This is a genomic window from Microbacterium sp. Bi128 (assembly GCF_918698205.1).
In genome coordinates, this window is sequence record NZ_CAKKMM010000055.1 from 1 (window position 1) to 16607 (window position 16607).

The window sequence follows — 16607 nt, forward strand, 5'->3', positions numbered from 1 at the left end:
CTCCATAGGTCCGTCACCGGTACGCGGCTTCATGGCTGCCATCGCGGCCCCCTTTTCGTCGTTGGTCTATGGAGTAGTTTAGTCGGTCCGCCGGGCGACCTGACGTGATGCGCGCCCACGACGTCCGTCACGCACGGTCACGGAATCTGCCAGTACGTGTTTCCGAGCCCGTACATGTTGTAGATCCACCACCATTGACCGAGCAACGCCGCCACCAGAACGGTCACGCGCCACACGCGCGAACGCGGGACGGCCACCGCTCCCCAGAGGGGCGAAACCGGCAGCAGCAGCCGGAAGATGCTCGACTGCGGGAAGAACACGAGCAGCAGGTAGAGCAGATAGCTCGCCGACCAGAGGCGGATCTCCACACCGAGACGTTTCACCTGGGGGGCGAACAGCAGGACAGCAGCGACACCGAGCACGAGCAGCACGAGAGCCGCATATCCCACGCCGGCGCCGAGGCCCCACTGCGTGAACCAGAACCCCGCGGCCTGGACCCACCCCTCCACCGGGACGAAGTGGCCGCTCGTCTCGCCGATCCAGTTGCGGCGCCAGGCCAGTTCCGTCGCGAGGTAGGCACCGGGGTCCCCCGTGACCACGGCGGCGATCGCTTGCCACACGAACCCGACCACGACCGCCAGCGCCGCCACGGCGACGAGGTGCGCCATGTCTCGCAGGGGCAGCGGATCCACCCGTCGGCGGAGGAACCGATGGATGCCGTACAGGCCGACGAAGAGCGCGGAGGCCAGGATGCCGGGACGCGTGAAGCCCATCGCCGGCACCAGGAGGTACAGCCATCCCCACAGTCGCAGCTGCACGCAGCGCAGGGCGAGGAAGAGCAGGAAGAGGAAGAGCGCCTCGGCGTAGCCGACCTGGAACAACGCCGCCAGCGGCCCGCAAGCGAAGAACGCGACCGCCCACGTCGCAGCGGCGTCGCCGATGCGGTCGCGGAGGAGGCCGTGCAGCATCACGCTCGCCCCGAAGCCCGAGACGAGCGAGATCACGACCGCGCCGGCTCCCCAGGACCCCAGCAGCGCACCGAGCCCCGCCGACAGGTAGGCGTAGACGGGCATGAACGCCCACGCGTTCTCGGCCACGCCGCCCTGCGGGGTGAGCGGCAGATCAGCCGGGTAGCCGGACACCGCCGCCAGCCAATACCACTGCGCGTCCCACCCGAGAGCGAGTTCGCCGAGCGACGGGGCGACGCCGTACCGAGAAGCCGGTCCCGACAGCGCGGCGGCGATCAGGAAGAACCCCGTCGTGACCAGTCGCGCCGCCACGTAGATGACGGCGATACGAGCCACCACCGGTCCGCGCGGCCACACGGTGCGCGCCGACACCGGGGTCGCCGCCGGCGAACTCACGACCCGGTCAGCCACGACCGGAGGCCGCGCTCGACAGCGTCGATCTGCGCCAGGGGCACGCGCTCCTCGTCGTGGTGCGCGAGGTGGGGGTCGCCCGGCCCGTAGTTGACGGCGGGGATGCCGAGAGCCGAGAAGCGGGCGACGTCGGTCCAGCCGTACTTGGGTTTCGGCGTCGCGCCGACGGCATCCACGAACTCGCGCGCGAGGGCGGCATCCAGACCCGGACGCGCCCCCTCGGCGACGTCGACGATCTCGACGTCGAAACCGGTGAACACGTCGCGGACGACCCGCTCTGCGGCCGCCGCGTCGCGGCTCGGCGCGAAGCGGTAGTTCACCTCGACCTCGCACGCGTCGGGGATGACGTTGCCGGCCACTCCCCCGGTGACGCGGACGGCGTTCAGACCCTCGCGGTAGACGAGGCCCTCGACCTCGATCTCGCGGGCCCGGTACTCCGCCAGCCGGGCCAGGACAGGAGCTGCCTTGTGGATGGCGTTCTCGCCGATCCACGAGCGGGCGCTGTGGGCCCGCACCCCCGTCGTGCGGACGAGCGCACGCAGGGTGCCGTTGCAGCCACCCTCGACCTCACCGTTGCTCGGTTCGCCGAGGATCGCGAAGTCGCCCGCGAACAGATCGGGGCGGTTCCGCGAGAGCCGGCCGAGGCCGTTCAGCGCCGAGTCGACCTCTTCGTGGTCGTACCACATCCAGGTGATGTCGACCGGAGGAGCCGTGAGCTCGACCGCGAGCTTGAGCTGCACGGCGACGCCCGCCTTCATGTCGACGGTGCCCCGTCCCCACAGGAACGGTTCGCCGTCGATCTCGATGTCGCGCGTGGGCAGGTTGTCGTTGATCGGCACGGTGTCGATGTGCCCGGCGATCACAACGCGACGCGACCTCCCGAGCGACGTGCGGGCGACGACCGTGTCGCCGTCGCGGATCACCTCGAGGTGGGCGTGACCGGAGACGGCAGCCTCGATGGCATCCGCCAACGGGGTCTCGTCGCCGGAGACGCTGGCGATGTCGCAGATCGCCCGAGTGATCTCGACGGAGGACGCGGTCAAGTCGAGCGTGGGCATGCCTCCGATCCTACCCAGCGCGCCTCCGGCGCCCCGATAGCCTGTCAGAGTGACGAACGAACGACAGATCACCGGTACCGGCCTCTCCACCATCGCCTCCGACGGGACGGTCCTGGACGCGTGGTTCCCCGCTCCCGCCCTCGGCACCACGGATTCTGGTGCCGATCACGGCCTCGACGCCCTCGCCGGGAGCGACGAGCGCCGCGCCGTGCGGATCGAGGTCGTGACGCTCACGATCGACGCGGATGCCGCGCCGGCCTCCACCGTCGACGCCTACCTGCGCCTGCAGGCGCTGTCGCACCGACTCGTCCGACCCAACGAGATCTCGCTCGACGGCATCTTCGGTCACCTGCCGAACGTCGCGTGGACCAACGCCGGCCCGATGCACCCCGACGATGCCACGCGGCTGCGCCCGGCGCTGCTGCGCCACGGCATCCAGATCCAGGGTCTGGACAAGTTCCCGCGTCTGCTCGACTACGTCACCCCCGCCGGTGTCCGCATCGCCGACGCGTCGCGCGTGCGTCTGGGCGCGTACCTCTCCCCCGGTACGACGGTGATGCACGAGGGCTTCGTGAACTTCAACGCCGGCACGCTCGGGGCCTCGATGATCGAGGGACGCGTGTCGCAGGGCGTCGTGATCGGGGACGGGAGCGACATCGGCGGCGGCGCCTCGATCATGGGCACCCTCTCGGGCGGCGGCACCCACCGCGTCTCGATCGGCGCCCGGACCCTCCTCGGCGCCAACGCCGGCATCGGAATTTCCCTGGGCGACGACTGCGTCGTCGAGGCGGGCCTCTACGTCACCGCCGGCACGAAGGTGCAGGTCGGCGACGAGACGGTGAAGGCCGGCGAACTGTCGGGCCGCAACGGCATCCTGTTCCGTCGCAATTCGCTCACCGGCGCCGTCGAGGCCTCGGCGCGTGCGGGCGTCGGCGTGACGCTGAACGAAGCGCTGCACGCCTGACGCGACGCTCCCGGGCTGAGAAACGCTCGCTGCGCCGAGACACGCGCGCAGCGGGCGTTTCTCCGTGCGACGAGCGTTTCTCGCGCTCCGCCGGGCCACCGCACATGCGAAACGCCCCGCCCCTCGCGAGAGGGACGGGGCGTGTACGCGGGGGTCAGCGCGCGCCGGGGTAGTCGCGCTGGGCGGCCCCGGTGTACAGCTGCTGCGGACGCCCGATCTTCGTCTGCGGATCGGTGATGGCCTCGCGCCACTGCGCGAGCCAGCCGGGCAGACGGCCGATCGCGAAGAGCACGGTGAACATGCGCGTCGGGAAGCCCATCGCCTTGTAGATGACGCCGGTGTAGAAGTCGACGTTCGGGTACAGACGACGCTCCTTGAAGTAGTCGTCCTGCAGGGCGATCTGCTCGAGCTCCTTGGCGAGGTCGAGCAGCGGGTCGCTGACGCCGAGGGCCTCGAGGACCTCGTCCGCCGCCTCTTTCACGAGCTTCGCGCGGGGGTCGTAGTTCTTGTAGACCCGGTGCCCGAAGCCCATGAGCTTGACGCCCTGCTCCTTGTTCTTCACGCGCTCGACGAAACGCTCGACGCTCTCGCCCGAGTCGCGGATACGGCCGAGCATCTGCAGCACGGCCTCGTTGGCCCCGCCGTGCAGGGGGCCCGAAAGCGCCTGGATGCCGGCGGAGATCGACGCGAACTGGTTGGCTCCGGTGGAGCCGACGAGGCGAACGGTCGAGGTGGAGGCGTTCTGCTCGTGGTCTTCGTGCAGCATGAGCAGCAGGTCGAGCGCCTTCGTCATGACCGGGTTGATCTGGTAGATCTCGCTGAGCACGCCGAAGTTGAGCTTGAGGAAGTTGTCGACGAACCCGAGCGAGTTGTCGGGGTACAGGAACGCCTGCCCGATGCTCTTCTTGTGCGCGTACGCGGCGATGACGGGGAGCTTCGCGAGCATCCGCACCGTGTTCAGCTCGACGTGCTCGGGGTTGTGCGGATCGGACTCCGACTCGTAGTAGGTCGAGAGCGCGGCCGTCGCGGCCGACAGCACCGACATGGGGTGCGCGGTCGGCGGGAGCGAGGAGAAGAAGCGCTTGAGGTCTTCGTGCAGCAGGGTGTGGCGGCGGATGCGCTCGTCGAACGCGGCCAGCTCGGATGCCGAGGGGAGCTCGCCGTAGATGAGCAGCCAGGCCACCTCGAGGTAGGTGCTGTTCTTCGCCAGCTGCTCGATCGGGTAGCCGCGGTAGCGGAGGATGCCCTGGTCGCCGTCGATGAAGGTGATGTCGGACTTCGTCGATGCCGTGTTGACGAAACCGTAGTCGAGCGTGGTGTGACCGGTCTGCTTCGTCAGCGACGCGATGTCGATGCTCGGCGTACCGTCGGTGCCCCGCAGGACCGGGAATTCGGCGGTGGTGCCCCCCACCGTGAGAGTGGCCTTGTCGTGCTCCGTACCCGCGTCGCTCACCGCGCCTCCTTGCGATTTCTGGTCGCCCGTGTGGTCGGACCGTAGGAGCACCCGGCCCCCACGGCCTTCTCGGTCGAACTCCGCCTGCGCGATTCCCGACACGGCACGCGGCGGAGGGTGGCCCGCACACAGTGCCATTACAGCCTAGTAGGGCCGACGACGTACAGATGACATCGCCAAAGGATGCCCCCTCCGGATGGAGGGATCCTCCTGAGGGAACGCCTCAGCGCGCCAGCCGCTCCGCCGCGGCCGCGATGCGCTCGTCGGTCGCCGTGAGCGAGAAGCGCACGTGCTGGGGGAAATGCGTCCCGTAGAAGTGCCCCGGGCCGACCAGGATGCCGAGTTCGGCGAGACGCCCCACGCTCTCCCACGCATCGCGTCCCTCGGTCGCCCAGAGGTACAGACCGCCTTCGCTGCGGTCGACGCGGAAGCCGGCCGCCTCGACCGCCGGCTTGAGCACCGCGCGACGACGGGCGTACCGCTCGCGCTGCTCAAGGACGTGCGCGTCATCGTCGAGGGCCACCGTCATGGCCCGCTGCACCGGCGCGGGAGGCATGAGCCCGAGGTGCTTGCGACCGGTCAGCAACCGGGCAACCAGCTCCGAGTCACCGGCGAGGAACGCCGCGCGGTACCCGGCGAGGTTGGACTGCTTGCTCAACGAGTACACCGACAGCACGCCCGTGAGGTCATCGCCCACGACGCGCGGGTCGAGCACGCTCGGCACGCGCTCGGCGTCCCACGGCGCCTCCCAGCCGAGTTCCGCGTAGCACTCGTCCGAGGCCAGCACCGCTCCGAGCTCTCGCGCCCGGGTCACGGCATCCCGAAGCTCGTCGGTCGAGAGCACGCGCCCGTCCGGGTTTCCGGGCGAGTTGATCCACACGAGGCGCGTGTTCTCGGGCCATTCGGCGGGATCATCGGATGCCACGGGCTCCGCGCCCACGAGACGCGCACCGACCTCGTACGTCGGGTACGCGGCACGCGGGTGCACGACGACGTCCCCCGAGCCGAGGCCCAGAAGAAGGGGCAGGAGAGCGACGAGTTCTTTGGACCCCACCGTCGGGAGGACGTGGGCGGCGGTCAGGCCCGGGACACCGCGCCGACGGGCGTACCAGGCGACGATCGCCTCGCGCAGCGCCGGGTTCCCCATCGTCTGCGGGTACGCGTGCGCGTCGGTCGCGGCGGCGAGGGCCTCGGCCACCACCGTGGGAGTCGGGTCGACGGGCGACCCGATCGAGAGGTCGACGATGCCCGCCGGGTGACGACGGGCGCGCTCGGCGTACGGCGCGACGGCATCCCAGGGGTAGTCGGCGAGGTCGGCGACGCCCACGGGTCAGTGGCTCTGCGGAGGAAGTGCCGAGATGACCGGGTGGTCCTTGGCGATCACGCCGACCTTCGCGGCACCGCCGGGCGAGCCGATGTCGTCGAAGAACTCGACGTTGGCCTTGTAGTAGTCCGACCACTCTTCGGGGAGGTCGTCCTCGTAGTAGATCGCCTCGACGGGGCAGACCGGTTCGCACGCACCGCAGTCGACGCATTCGTCGGGGTGGATGTAGAGCGAGCGCTCACCCTCGTAGATGCAGTCGACGGGGCATTCGTCGATGCACGCGCGATCCTTGACATCGACACACGGGAGGGCGATCACGTAAGTCACCCGATCAGTCTACGCGTGACGAGGCCCCCACCCGGCCCGACGGCCGGGCCCTATGATCCGGCAGCGGGCTGGGGGCGTAGTCGGGAGACGTCCGGCCAGAAGGCCACGAGGGTCAGCAGGATCGGGCCGACGAAGGTCCAGGCGATGGCGATCCACGCGGTGTCGGGCGTCGCCGCCGCGACGATCGCCGACCCCCCCGGTCCGACCTGCGAGAACAGGAACGTGGCCGCGATGATGCCCAGACCGCCGGCGACCGCGTTGACGCGGTCCTGCGTGAGCGTTCGGAGGGCGATGAGCAGCGCCGCGCACCCGACGGTCGCCAGGACGAGACCGACGGGCAGGGCACCGAGCCGGTAGGCGTGCCCCACCGTGGCGGCCGTCCCGTAGAACGCACCCACCGCGAAGGCGACGACCCAGCCGAAGACACGGACGATCCCTGAACTCACGCGGTCAGTCTAGGCGCGGGTTCATGTGGCCCAGCCGAGCGCGCGGAGGACCGCGGCGGTGGCCGCGGCGGCGGCGACGACCACGAGGAACGGCGCCCGCAGCCACAGCAGCACCGCGGCGACCACGACCGCCGGCACGCGCGCGTCGACGACGATCGCGGACCCCGCCCCCACGGCCTGCACGACGACGAGCGCCGAGAGCAGCGCGACCGTCAGCAGATCCGCGATGCGGGCCGGCCGCGGCGCGTCGAGCCAGCCCTGCGGAAGCAGATAGCCCACGGCCTTCAGCGCGAGGCAGAGCACGGATGCCGCGAGCACGGCGGTCCACAGGGTCATGGCATCCCGTTCTCGTCGTTCGCCGCCGGCGCGGCCGGGCGTCGCGGGTCGAACCAGCCGAGGGCGACGGCGACGCCGGCCGCCGCGATGACGGGGATGCCGGGCATCGCCCAGGGCGTCAGCAGGGCGGCCACCGCCGCGGCCCCGATCGCGACGGCGAGGGGCTGACGGCCCCGCACGCGCGGCCACAGCAGAGCGAGGAAGGCGGCGGCCGCGGCGGCATCCAGTCCCCACGCCCGCGGGTCGCCGAGGACATCGCCGAGGAGGGCGCCCGCGAGCGTCGTCAGGTTCCACCCGACCCAGATGGCGATGCCGGTGACCCAGAAGCCCACGCGGCGGGCGCGCGGCGTCTGCTGAGCGAGGGACACGGCCACCGACTCGTCGATCGTGAACGGAGTGGCCGCGGCCCGCCGCCAGCCGCCCGGGCCGACGACCGGCGACATCCGCATCGCGTAGGCCGCGTTGCGCACGCCGAGCAGGGCCGACGAGGCGACGGCCGCCGGAGCCGCGGCGACTCCCCCGGCGGCGATCACTCCGACGAAGGCGAACTGCGATCCGCCGGTGAACATGAGCAGGCTCAGCACGCACGTCTGCCACACATCGAGACCGGATGCCACCGACAGGGCGCCGAACGAGATCCCGTACGCGCTCGTGGCGAGAGCGACCGCAAGACCCTGACGGGCGGCGACTCCGTCCGGTGTTCGATAGAACGAACGCATGAACAGCATCGTGAACGATCGCGCACCGTTCGTCAAGTCGAACGATCGTCGCGCATAATGAACGCATGAGCGAGCTCGGCGATCGCATCGCGACCACCCTCCGGCGCGAGCGCGAGCGCCGCGACCTCAGCGTCTCGGAGCTCGCGCGTCGCGCCGGAGTGGCCAAGGCCACGGTGTCGCAGCTCGAGAACGGCGGCGGGAACCCCAGCGTCGAGACGCTCTGGGCCCTCGCCTCGGCGATGGAGATCCCCTTCGCGGTCCTCGTCGACGAAGGCGTGCGCTCCCCCACCCTGATCCGCGCGGGCGAGGGCGGCACGGCGGTCGCGTCGTCGGCATCCGAGTACGTGGCGGTGCTGCTCTCGGCGAGCCCGCCGCACGCGCGCCGGGACATCTATCTGCTCACGGCGGAGCCCGGAGCCCCACGGCTGTCCGACCCGCACCCGCGCGGCACGACCGAGCACGTCGTGATGATCTCGGGCCGCGGCCTCGTCGGACCGGCCGACGCGCCGTTCGAGCTGGGGCCCGGCGACTACCTCTCGTACGCCGGTGACGCCCCGCACGTGTTCGAGGCGCTCACACCGGGCATGAGCGCGGTGTGCGTGTCCGAATCGCGCTGACGCTCGCCGGCGCGGGTCGACGAGACTATCGTTCCCGCATGAGCCGCATCTTCGACACCGCGTTCTCGGCGATCCACCCGCTGTACGTCGCCAAGGTCGAGCGCAAGGGGCGCACCCGCGAGGAGCTCGACACGGCGCTGCGGTGGCTCACCGGCTTCGACGACGCCGAGCTGGAGCACCACATCGCCGCCGACACGAGTCTGCGGGACTTCTTCGACGCCGCGCGCCTGAACCCCCTGTCGGTCAACGTCACCGGGGCCGTGTGCGGCGTGCGCGTCGAGCAGATCGAGGATCCGCTGATGTACCGCATCCGGCTGATGGACAAGCTCGTGGACGAGCTCGCCCGGGGACGCCCGCTCACGAAGGTGCTGCGCGAGGACTCGCCCGCGTGACCCCCGCTCCCGGGTGACGCCGGCGCCCCCGCCCGTCGGCGTCCACCTCACGCGGATGGCTGTCCGCACCCGCCCGTTCGGCGTCCCGGACACGCGGATGCCGGTGCTCGCCGTCCGCGTGTTCCGGGCCCTCACCCGAGGAGTGCCTCCGGGAACGAGCCCGCGACCAGGCGTCCGCGGGACACCACGGCGACGACGGCGTCGCCCCGCAGGGCGGCGGGATCCGCCCAGGGCCGTCCGCGGACGACGACGAGATCGGCGGCGTACCCGACGGCGATGCGCCCGAGGTCGGCCTCGCGACCGAGGGCGCGCGCGGCGCGGGAGGTGGCCGACTCCAGGGTGCGAGCGGCATCCCACCCGAACACCCGGGCCATCGCGCGCAGCTCCTCCCACTGGTCGGAGAAGTCGACGTGGAAACCGTTGGCATCCGTCCCCAGCACGAACTCGACGCCGGCGTCGGCCGCCGCGCGGAACGCGGGGTCGCGATCGGCCACGAGCTCCTGGGCGATCTCGCGCTGCGCGGGCGCCGCCGGAGCCGTGCCGTCGGCGATGCGGTCGTTGATGAGAAGCGTCGGTGCGACCGTGGTCGCGGTCGCGATCATCTCGTCGGCGAGCCTCGCGGTGAGCTTCGTCGCATGCTCGACGGAGTCGACGCCGTGCGCGAGGGCACGACGGATCCCGTCCTCGGTGTGGGCGTGCGCGGCGACGAGGAGACCGAGCGCGTGCGACTCGTCGACGATCGCGGCGAGCTCGGCGTCGGTGTAGTTGCGCCACGACGCCTTGTCTCCGACCGAGAGGACGCCGCCGCTCACCGGGACCTTGATCCCGTCGGCGCCGGAGCGCGCCCAACGGCGCACGAGGGCGCGGCAGGCGTCCGGGCCGTCGGCCACGGGCTTGCGCTCGACGACGGCGGGAGGGATGAAGAGGTCGCCGTGCCCGCCGGTCATGTTCACCAGGCCGTGAGCGAGGACGCGCGGGCCCTCGACGATCCCCGCCTCGAGCGCGCGGGCGAGCGAGAACTGCACGTCGTCGGCCGCGAGGTCGCGCACCGTGGTGACCCCGACGGACAGCGCGCGTCGGGCATGGGCCAGGCCGTGCAGCACCTGCTCCTCGGGGCGCGTGGTGAGGGGCCACGACAGGAAGTCCGCGGGGGTGTCCGACGCGTTGCCGATGAGGTGCACGTGCGTGTCGATGAGTCCGGGGAGAACCGTGAACTCGGCTGTCCCGTCGTCCTCGACCGCCTCGATCGCGTCGATGCGGCCCGCGCGCGTGTTGTCGCTCCAGCGCACGGATCGGACACCGAGGTGCGCGACACCGTCCCAGACGTGGACGCGGGTCAGTTGATGGTCGGTCACGGAGTCACCTCGAGGAGTTTCGACGGGGGAAGAAGCGGCCCAGCGCACGGGGCGGGCGCATGCGCGTCCCGGCCACGACGAGCACCGCGAGCGTCACGAGATAGGGCGCGGCGGTGGCGAGGGCACTGGGGAGGGGGATGACGAGCGCCGCGGCGAGCAGCACGACACCGAGCACGAGGCTCGGGACCGCCGCACGGACCCCGAGACCGCGGCGGAGTCGCAACCCGCCGAGGACGAGGAAGACCGCACCCAGCACGAACAGCATCGCGGTGAAGGTCTCGGGACGCCCGAGTCCGACGGCATCGCTGAAGCCGAACAGCGCGGATCCGGCGAACACTCCTCCCGGCATCCAGTTGCCGAAGATGAGCGTCGCCAGACCGATGAAGCCGCGACCGGCGACCTGGTTCTCGACGTAGCCCTGCGAGATCAGGACGAGGTAACCGCCGGCGAACCCGGCCATGCCGCTGCCGACGAGCACCGCGAGGTACCGCGTGCGGTGCACGTGCAGCCCGAAACGCGTGCGCCACAGGATGAGAGCCGTGAGCGGAATGAGTGCGAGCCCGATGATCGCGGCGAGCGACACATCGCGGGTCAGGCCTCCCACGATCCCGGCGAACTGCGACAGGACGGGGATGCCGCTGGCCTCGAGGTCGCGGAGCGGATCCGGTGTGCCGAATCCGCCGGAGAGGAACGGCAGGCTCACGCGCGGGACGTTGCCCTCGATGCGCGGCGACCGCGCCACGCTGCCGCCGTCGATGCCGTTGAACACGATGTCGGACAGGAAGCGGGCCAGGGCCGCCGCGAGAACGTTGATCGCGACACCGACGACGAGCTGGTTGAGCCCCAGCTCGAGGCACAGCACCGCCATGAGGAGGCCGAGCACGAGACCGCCGATGACGCCGCCGACGAGCGCCATCCAGGGGCCGCCGAACCATCCGAACAGGCCCGCACCCCACGTGCCGCCGATCCTCATGCCCTCGAGGCCGACGTTGATGACGCCCGCGCGCTCGGAGTAGAGGGCACCGATCGCGACGACCGCGATGGGCACGGTGAGACGCAGGGCCGATCCCCACGTCGAAGAGGACGCGATGCCGGGGGCGTCGCACACCCACGAGGCGATCAGGATGAGGCCGAAGCCCAAGAGGACCCAGCTCAGGACGGTGCGCGCCCGCACACGACGCGCGTCGGCGGACCGCGAAGCGGCGGGGACAGTGGTCACAGCGCTCATGCCGCCGACACCTCCTTGGTTCGCCCGGCGCGGGTGCGCCGGATCGCAGCGATCAGCGCGAGACGGCGTTCGCCGTTCTCGACGACCCAGTAGCCCAGCGCCGAGCTGAGCAGCACGACCGCGAGGAACAGGGTCCCCACCTCGGTCGGCAGCTTCACGATGCCGAGCACTTGTGCGCTGCGCTCCACGAACGCGAGCACGAGCGCACCCACGGCGGTGCCGATCGGATGCGAACGCCCCAGGAGCGCGGCAGCGAGACCGGTGAACATCAGGTCCGTCGGGAGGGTGCCGTCCAGACGGTGGGCGGTGCCTAGCACGTGCGGGAGCCCCACGAGTCCGGCGATCGCGCCCGAGGCCAGCAGCGACGTCACGATACGGCGCTTGACCGAGATGCCCGCCGACTCCGCGGCATCCGGGGACAGGTTCGCGACGGTCACGGTGTACCCCCAGACCGTCCGGTCCTGGAGCAGGAAGAACCCGACGCCGAGCAGGATCGCGAGGGGCAGGAAGCCCGAGATCTGCACGCGCCCACCGAAGTCCAGCAGCACCGGCATGGAGCCGTCGGGGCCGATGGGCGCGGATCCGGTGTTCTGGCCGCCGCCCGAGCGGAAGACGTCGGCGAGCAGCACCGCGACGACGGTCGTGGCGATCGCGTTCATGAGGATCGACGTGATCACCTCGTTGACGCCGCGGTACACCTTCAGCAGAGCCGGCACGAGCGCCCACAGCGCCCCCGCCAGCGCGCTGGCGAGCAGAGTGAGAGGCAACGTGAGCCAGATCGGCAGCGGCAGAGAGGCCGCGACCACCGCGCCGACGAGGGCGGCGACGCGGTACTGCCCGTCGACGCCGATGTTGAACAGCCCCATGCGCAGCGAGAACGCGGCGGCGATGCCGGCGAAATAGAGCGGGATCGCGTTGTTGACGGTGGATGCCAAGGACTCCGGCGTCGTGCCGTAGTCCCACATCACCTCGAAGGCGGAGGACGCGGAGTAGCCGGCGACGGTGAGGAACAGGGCCGTGACCAGGAGGGCCAGGAGGATCGCGATGACGGGTCCGGCCACGACGCGGAGGATGCGACGGATCATGCGGCGGCCTCTCCCCCGCGTGCGCCGGTCATGTACTCGCCGATCGTGCCCACGTCGGCACCGCGGGCATCGACCTCGGCGACGATGCGCCCGCGGTGGAGCACGAGGACGCGATCGGAGAGCGCGAGGATCTCGTCGAGGTCGGCGGACACCAGGAGCGTGGCCAGCCCCCGGTCGCGCGCCGCGGTCAGCTCGCTCCAGATGGCGGCCTGCGCACCGATGTCGACGCCGCGGGTCGGATGGGCGGCCAGGAGCAGGCGCGGTTCGCGCAGCAGCTCGCGCCCGACGATGAACTTCTGCTGGTTGCCGCCGGAGAGCGCCGAGGCCCGCGTGGAGGGGTCTCCGCCGCGCACGTCGAACGCGGTGATGATCTCGGCCGCCGCACGGGCCGCCTCGGACCGACGGAACCACGGTCCCCGGCGGACCGGCGGCAGCTGCTGGTATCCCAGGACGGCGTTCTCGCGCAGCGCGAGCGGCAGCACGATGCCGTCGCGGTGACGGTCCTCCGAGATGTAGCCCATGCCTCGCGCGCGCCGGTCGACCGTGCTGAGGGAGGTGACGTCATCGCCGTCGAGGAGCACGGTGCCGGTGGCATCCGCTCGTCCGATGAGGGCGGCGAGGAGTTCGGACTGGCCGTTGCCCTCGACGCCGGCGATACCGACGATCTCGCCCGACCGCACGCGCAGGTCGACGTCGGCGAGCGGGGGCACGGCGTCGTCGCCACGGACGCCGAGTCCGCGCGTCTCGAGCACGACCCGGTCGGACACCGGATGCGCGCGCGGAGCGACCACGGGCATCTCGGCCTTGACCATCAGGCGCGCGAGCTCGGGCGCGGTCGTCTCGGCCGGGACGGCGGTCCCGACGACGCGACCCGCGCGGATGACGGTGATGTCGTCGGCGAAGGAGAGCACCTCGTCGAGCTTGTGCGAGATGAAGATCACGGCGGCGCCCGCGCGGGTGAAGGCCCGCATGGCGGCGAAGAGCGCCTCGGCCTCGGCCGGGACGAGCACCGCCGTCGGCTCGTCCAGGATGATGATGCGCGCGTCGCGGTAGAGCACCTTCAGGATCTCGACGCGCTGCCGCATCCCGACACCGAGCGTCTCGATCTCGGCATCCACGGCGACCGGGAAGCCGGTGCGCTCGGCGAGCTCCGTGACCTTTCGACGCGCCCGCGCGGAATCGATGAAGACGGGGCCGCCCGGTTCACTGACGAGCACGATGTTCTCCCAGACCCGCAGTCCGGGAGCGAGCAGGAAGTGCTGGTGCACGATGCCGATACCGGCCGCCTGCGCATCGCGCGGCGAACGGAAGACCGTCGACCGGCCGTCGATCTCGATCGTCCCCTCATCGGGGCTCTCCTCGCCGGAGAGGATCTTCATGAGCGTCGACTTGCCCGCGCCGTTCTCGCCGACGATCGCGTGGACGCTCCCCGCGCGGACCGTGAGGTCGATCCGGTCGTTCGCGACGAACGCCCCGAATCGCTTCACGATTCCGCTCAGGCGCACCAGCACCTCCTGCTCGTCGGTCATCACAGCGCCGTCGGGACCGTGATCTTGCCGTCGATGATGTCCTTCTCGATGGATGCCATCTGGTCGGCGTACGCGTCGAGGAAGCCGCCCGAGGTCGAGTAGCCCACGCCGCCGTTCGACAGGTCGTAGCGCACCTCGCCGGGCTTCAGGGAACCGTCGAGGAACTGACCGATCGAGGTCTTCACCGCGACGTCGACGTTCTTGATGGCCGAGGTGAGGATGTACGGCTTGACGGAGTCGGCGACCGTCTCGTACACGTCGGCGTCGACACCGATCGCCCAGTTCTTCTTGGCCGTCGTCGAGCTGGCGGCGGCCTCTTCGTAGACGCCCTGGCCCGAGCCGCCCGCGGCGGTGTAGACCACGTCCGCGCCGCCCGCGTACATCGATGCGGCCGCTTCCTTGCCCTTGGTCGGGTCGGAGAAGCCGGTGAAGTCACCGAGGGGCGCGAGGTAGGTCTTGTCGACCACGATCGAGGGGTCGATCGAACGCGCGCCGGCTTCGAAGCCGGTGTAGAAGTTCTGGATGCTGGGCTGGTCGACTCCGCCGACGAAGCCGATGTGCTTCGTCTGCGACGTGAGCGCGGCGGCCACGCCCACCAGGTACGACGACTGCTCGGCCGCGAACGAGATCGTGGTGACGTCGTCGATGACCGTGCCCGCGTCGGCGTCGACCTGCACGAACGCGGTGTCGGGGTGCGCGGTCTCGGACATCGGCTGCTGCCACTGGAAGCCGATGCCGATCGCCAGTGCGGCGTTCTGCGAGAGGGCGAGGTCCACGCGGTCCTGGTAGTCGTCGGTGTTCGGGCTCGACAGCTCCAGCGGCGAGAAGTCGTACTCCCCCTCGGCCTCGGTGAAGCCCTTGTAGGCGCTGTCCATGAACGAGAAGTCGCCCGTGGTCCCGAACAGCAAGGCGACGGTCGGGCCGTCCGACGAGCTGCTCGCGGACCCGGTGTCGGCGGTCTTCCCGCCGCATCCGGTGAGGGCGAGAGCGGCGACGGTGAGCACGCCCCCCATGGTCAACAGGGAACGGGTGAGAGGGCGAGGCATGGGACTCCTTCGGGTGGGGGTGCGGGTCGAAATGTAATCGATTGCAAGACGGTCGGAGTGAGTCGGGGGAATACGACCGAAAGCCACCCTAGCCATGACCGTTATAACGCGCGATTTCCTCCGTGTTGCGTTCTGGTTTCACCACTGTCTCTCTCGCAATCGATTGCGTACCATGGCGACGTGATCGATCTGGACCCGACCGACGAGCGCGCGACTCTGGCGGACGTCGCCGCCGAAGCCGGAGTCTCGACCGCGACGGCCTCGCGCGCCCTGTCGGGCTCTCGCCCCGTGTCGTCCGAGACGCTGAAGCGGGTCCGCGCAGCCGCCACCCGCCTGGGGTACCGGCACAACGCCGTCGCCAGCGCCCTGCGCTCCAGCCGCACGCAGAGCGTCGGCCTCGTCCTCCCGCGCTACGCCACGGTGTTCCTGTCGGCGCTGATCGAATCCGTTACCGAGAACCTGGACGCACAGGGAATCGGCGCCCTCTTGCGCTACGTCGCCCCCGACGGCGCGGATCACGACGAACGGATCGCCGATCTTCTCGACCGTCGCGTCGACGGGCTCATCGTGTGTCCGCCCACGATCGAGGCCAGTGGCCACGCGCAGCGTCTGTCGCACGGACTGCCCCTCGTCCAGGTCGGCCGGTTCCTCGACCCGCAGACACCCAGCGCGGTCAGCCTCGACGAAGAGGCCTCGGCCGCCGTCCTCGCCCACCACCTCGCCGAGACGGGGACACGGACGGTGACGGTCATCGGGCTCGATCCCGACGCCCCCGCCGATGCGCGACGCATCGCATCGGTGTCGCGGGCGTGCGCCGACGTCGGCATCCAGACGCCCACCGTCGTCCACCGCGGCAGCGACCTCTTGGCCGGCGTAACGGCGGCGGAGGGACTGTGGGACCGTGTCGGCCGCGACGAATCCCTGGTGTGCGCCAACGACGACGTCGCCACCGGCGTCCTGACCGTCCTGCGTGCCCGCGGCGTACGCGTACCCGACGACGTGCAGATCGCGAGCCTGCTCCAGCTCTACCCCGATGCGCAGGGGATGCCGCTGACCTCGCTCCGCCACCCGTGGCACGAGATGGGCGCCGAGGCCGTCGAGATGCTCGAGCTCGCGCGACGCACCCGTGTCGCGGCGCGGCGACGCACGAGCCTGCCCGCCGAGCTCGTGCGCGGCGCCAGCACTCGGACCCCGAAGGAGAGAATGTGACCGCCGTCGACCTCGTCATCCGTCACGCCCGGGTCGCGGCCGAGTCCCGCCGCCCCGCCGCGGGCTACCCCGACCTCCCCCGCGAAGACGTTGCGGCGCGGGGCGGGCTGAGCGATCTGCCCGCGCACAGCATCGGCGTG

Annotated in this window: 17 protein-coding genes; 4 read left to right on the forward strand and 13 right to left on the reverse strand. The window is 70.9% G+C overall.

Annotation, left to right across the window (positions count from 1 at the left end):
- Positions 1-137 precede the first annotated feature (137 nt).
- Both LQV45_RS06795 and dapE read right to left on the reverse strand, forming a co-directional pair.
- Positions 138-1379 carry a hypothetical protein gene (locus tag LQV45_RS06795; protein ID WP_230006342.1) on the reverse strand — a complete coding sequence of 414 codons (1242 nt, stop codon included), beginning with the start codon at positions 1377-1379 and terminating at the stop codon, positions 138-140.
- Positions 1361-2437 (reverse strand): succinyl-diaminopimelate desuccinylase, encoded by a 1077-nt coding sequence (gene dapE, locus LQV45_RS06800; protein ID WP_230006343.1) that lies wholly within the window; start codon positions 2435-2437, stop codon positions 1361-1363. Before dapE ends, LQV45_RS06795 begins: the two co-directional genes overlap by 19 nt.
- A gap of 49 nt (positions 2438-2486) precedes the next feature.
- Here dapE and dapD point away from each other — a divergent pair, with 49 nt between their 5' ends.
- Positions 2487-3401 (forward strand): 2,3,4,5-tetrahydropyridine-2,6-dicarboxylate N-succinyltransferase, encoded by a 915-nt coding sequence (gene dapD / locus LQV45_RS06805; RefSeq protein ID WP_230006344.1) that lies wholly within the window; start codon positions 2487-2489, stop codon positions 3399-3401.
- Positions 3402-3555: 154 nt separating this feature from the next.
- On the opposite strand, the gene LQV45_RS06810 is transcribed toward dapD, so the two are convergent.
- From LQV45_RS06810 to LQV45_RS06835, 6 genes are all read right to left on the reverse strand, one after another.
- Positions 3556-4854 (reverse strand): citrate synthase, encoded by a 1299-nt coding sequence (locus LQV45_RS06810; protein ID WP_230006345.1) that lies wholly within the window; start codon positions 4852-4854, stop codon positions 3556-3558.
- 223 nt (positions 4855-5077) lie between these two features.
- The gene (gene dapC / locus LQV45_RS06815) at positions 5078-6181 is read right to left on the reverse strand and encodes a succinyldiaminopimelate transaminase (RefSeq protein WP_230006346.1); all 1104 of its coding nucleotides are present in this window, start codon (positions 6179-6181) and stop codon (positions 5078-5080) included.
- A gap of 3 nt (positions 6182-6184) precedes the next feature.
- Complete coding sequence (gene fdxA / locus LQV45_RS06820) at positions 6185-6505, reverse strand: ferredoxin (RefSeq protein WP_022878250.1); 321 nt, start codon at positions 6503-6505, stop codon at positions 6185-6187.
- A gap of 50 nt (positions 6506-6555) precedes the next feature.
- On the reverse strand, positions 6556-6951 hold the full coding sequence (locus LQV45_RS06825; RefSeq protein ID WP_230006347.1) for a histidinol dehydrogenase: 396 nt from the start codon (positions 6949-6951) through the stop codon (positions 6556-6558).
- A 21-nt stretch (positions 6952-6972) separates the two neighbouring features.
- Positions 6973-7287 carry an AzlD domain-containing protein gene (locus tag LQV45_RS06830; protein WP_230006348.1) on the reverse strand — a complete coding sequence of 105 codons (315 nt, stop codon included), beginning with the start codon at positions 7285-7287 and terminating at the stop codon, positions 6973-6975.
- Positions 7284-8006: an AzlC family ABC transporter permease gene (locus LQV45_RS06835; protein ID WP_230006349.1), complete on the reverse strand. Its 723-nt coding sequence runs from the start codon at positions 8004-8006 to the stop codon at positions 7284-7286. Before LQV45_RS06835 ends, LQV45_RS06830 begins: the two co-directional genes overlap by 4 nt.
- A 65-nt stretch (positions 8007-8071) precedes the next feature.
- On the opposite strand from LQV45_RS06835, the gene LQV45_RS06840 reads away from it, so the two are divergent.
- The gene (locus tag LQV45_RS06840; RefSeq protein WP_230006350.1) at positions 8072-8623 is read left to right on the forward strand and encodes a helix-turn-helix domain-containing protein; all 552 of its coding nucleotides are present in this window, start codon (positions 8072-8074) and stop codon (positions 8621-8623) included.
- A gap of 38 nt (positions 8624-8661) precedes the next feature.
- The gene (locus LQV45_RS06845) at positions 8662-9015 is read left to right on the forward strand and encodes a DUF2200 domain-containing protein (protein WP_230006351.1); all 354 of its coding nucleotides are present in this window, start codon (positions 8662-8664) and stop codon (positions 9013-9015) included.
- Between the two features lie 131 nt (positions 9016-9146).
- Here LQV45_RS06845 and LQV45_RS06850 read toward each other — a convergent pair whose 3' ends face one another.
- The 5 genes from LQV45_RS06850 to LQV45_RS06870 are packed head-to-tail and all read right to left on the reverse strand — an operon-like array spanning position 9147 to position 15258.
- Complete coding sequence (locus LQV45_RS06850; RefSeq protein WP_230006352.1) at positions 9147-10370, reverse strand: amidohydrolase family protein; 1224 nt, start codon at positions 10368-10370, stop codon at positions 9147-9149.
- A 4-nt stretch (positions 10371-10374) separates the two neighbouring features.
- A complete protein-coding gene (locus LQV45_RS06855; RefSeq protein WP_230006353.1) occupies positions 10375-11598 on the reverse strand; it encodes an ABC transporter permease in 1224 nt (407 codons plus the stop codon).
- Positions 11595-12683, reverse strand: a complete 1089-nt coding sequence (locus LQV45_RS06860; protein WP_230006354.1) for an ABC transporter permease — start codon at positions 12681-12683, stop codon at positions 11595-11597. Before LQV45_RS06860 ends, LQV45_RS06855 begins: the two co-directional genes overlap by 4 nt.
- A complete protein-coding gene (locus tag LQV45_RS06865; protein ID WP_230006355.1) occupies positions 12680-14212 on the reverse strand; it encodes an ABC transporter ATP-binding protein in 1533 nt (510 codons plus the stop codon). Before LQV45_RS06865 ends, LQV45_RS06860 begins: the two co-directional genes overlap by 4 nt.
- The gene (locus LQV45_RS06870; protein ID WP_230006356.1) at positions 14212-15258 is read right to left on the reverse strand and encodes a BMP family protein; all 1047 of its coding nucleotides are present in this window, start codon (positions 15256-15258) and stop codon (positions 14212-14214) included. Before LQV45_RS06870 ends, LQV45_RS06865 begins: the two co-directional genes overlap by 1 nt.
- Before the next feature lie 180 nt (positions 15259-15438).
- On the opposite strand from LQV45_RS06870, the gene LQV45_RS06875 reads away from it, so the two are divergent.
- Positions 15439-16467, forward strand: a complete 1029-nt coding sequence (locus tag LQV45_RS06875) for a LacI family DNA-binding transcriptional regulator (protein WP_230006357.1) — start codon at positions 15439-15441, stop codon at positions 16465-16467.
- The last annotated feature ends 140 nt before the right edge of the window (positions 16468-16607 follow it).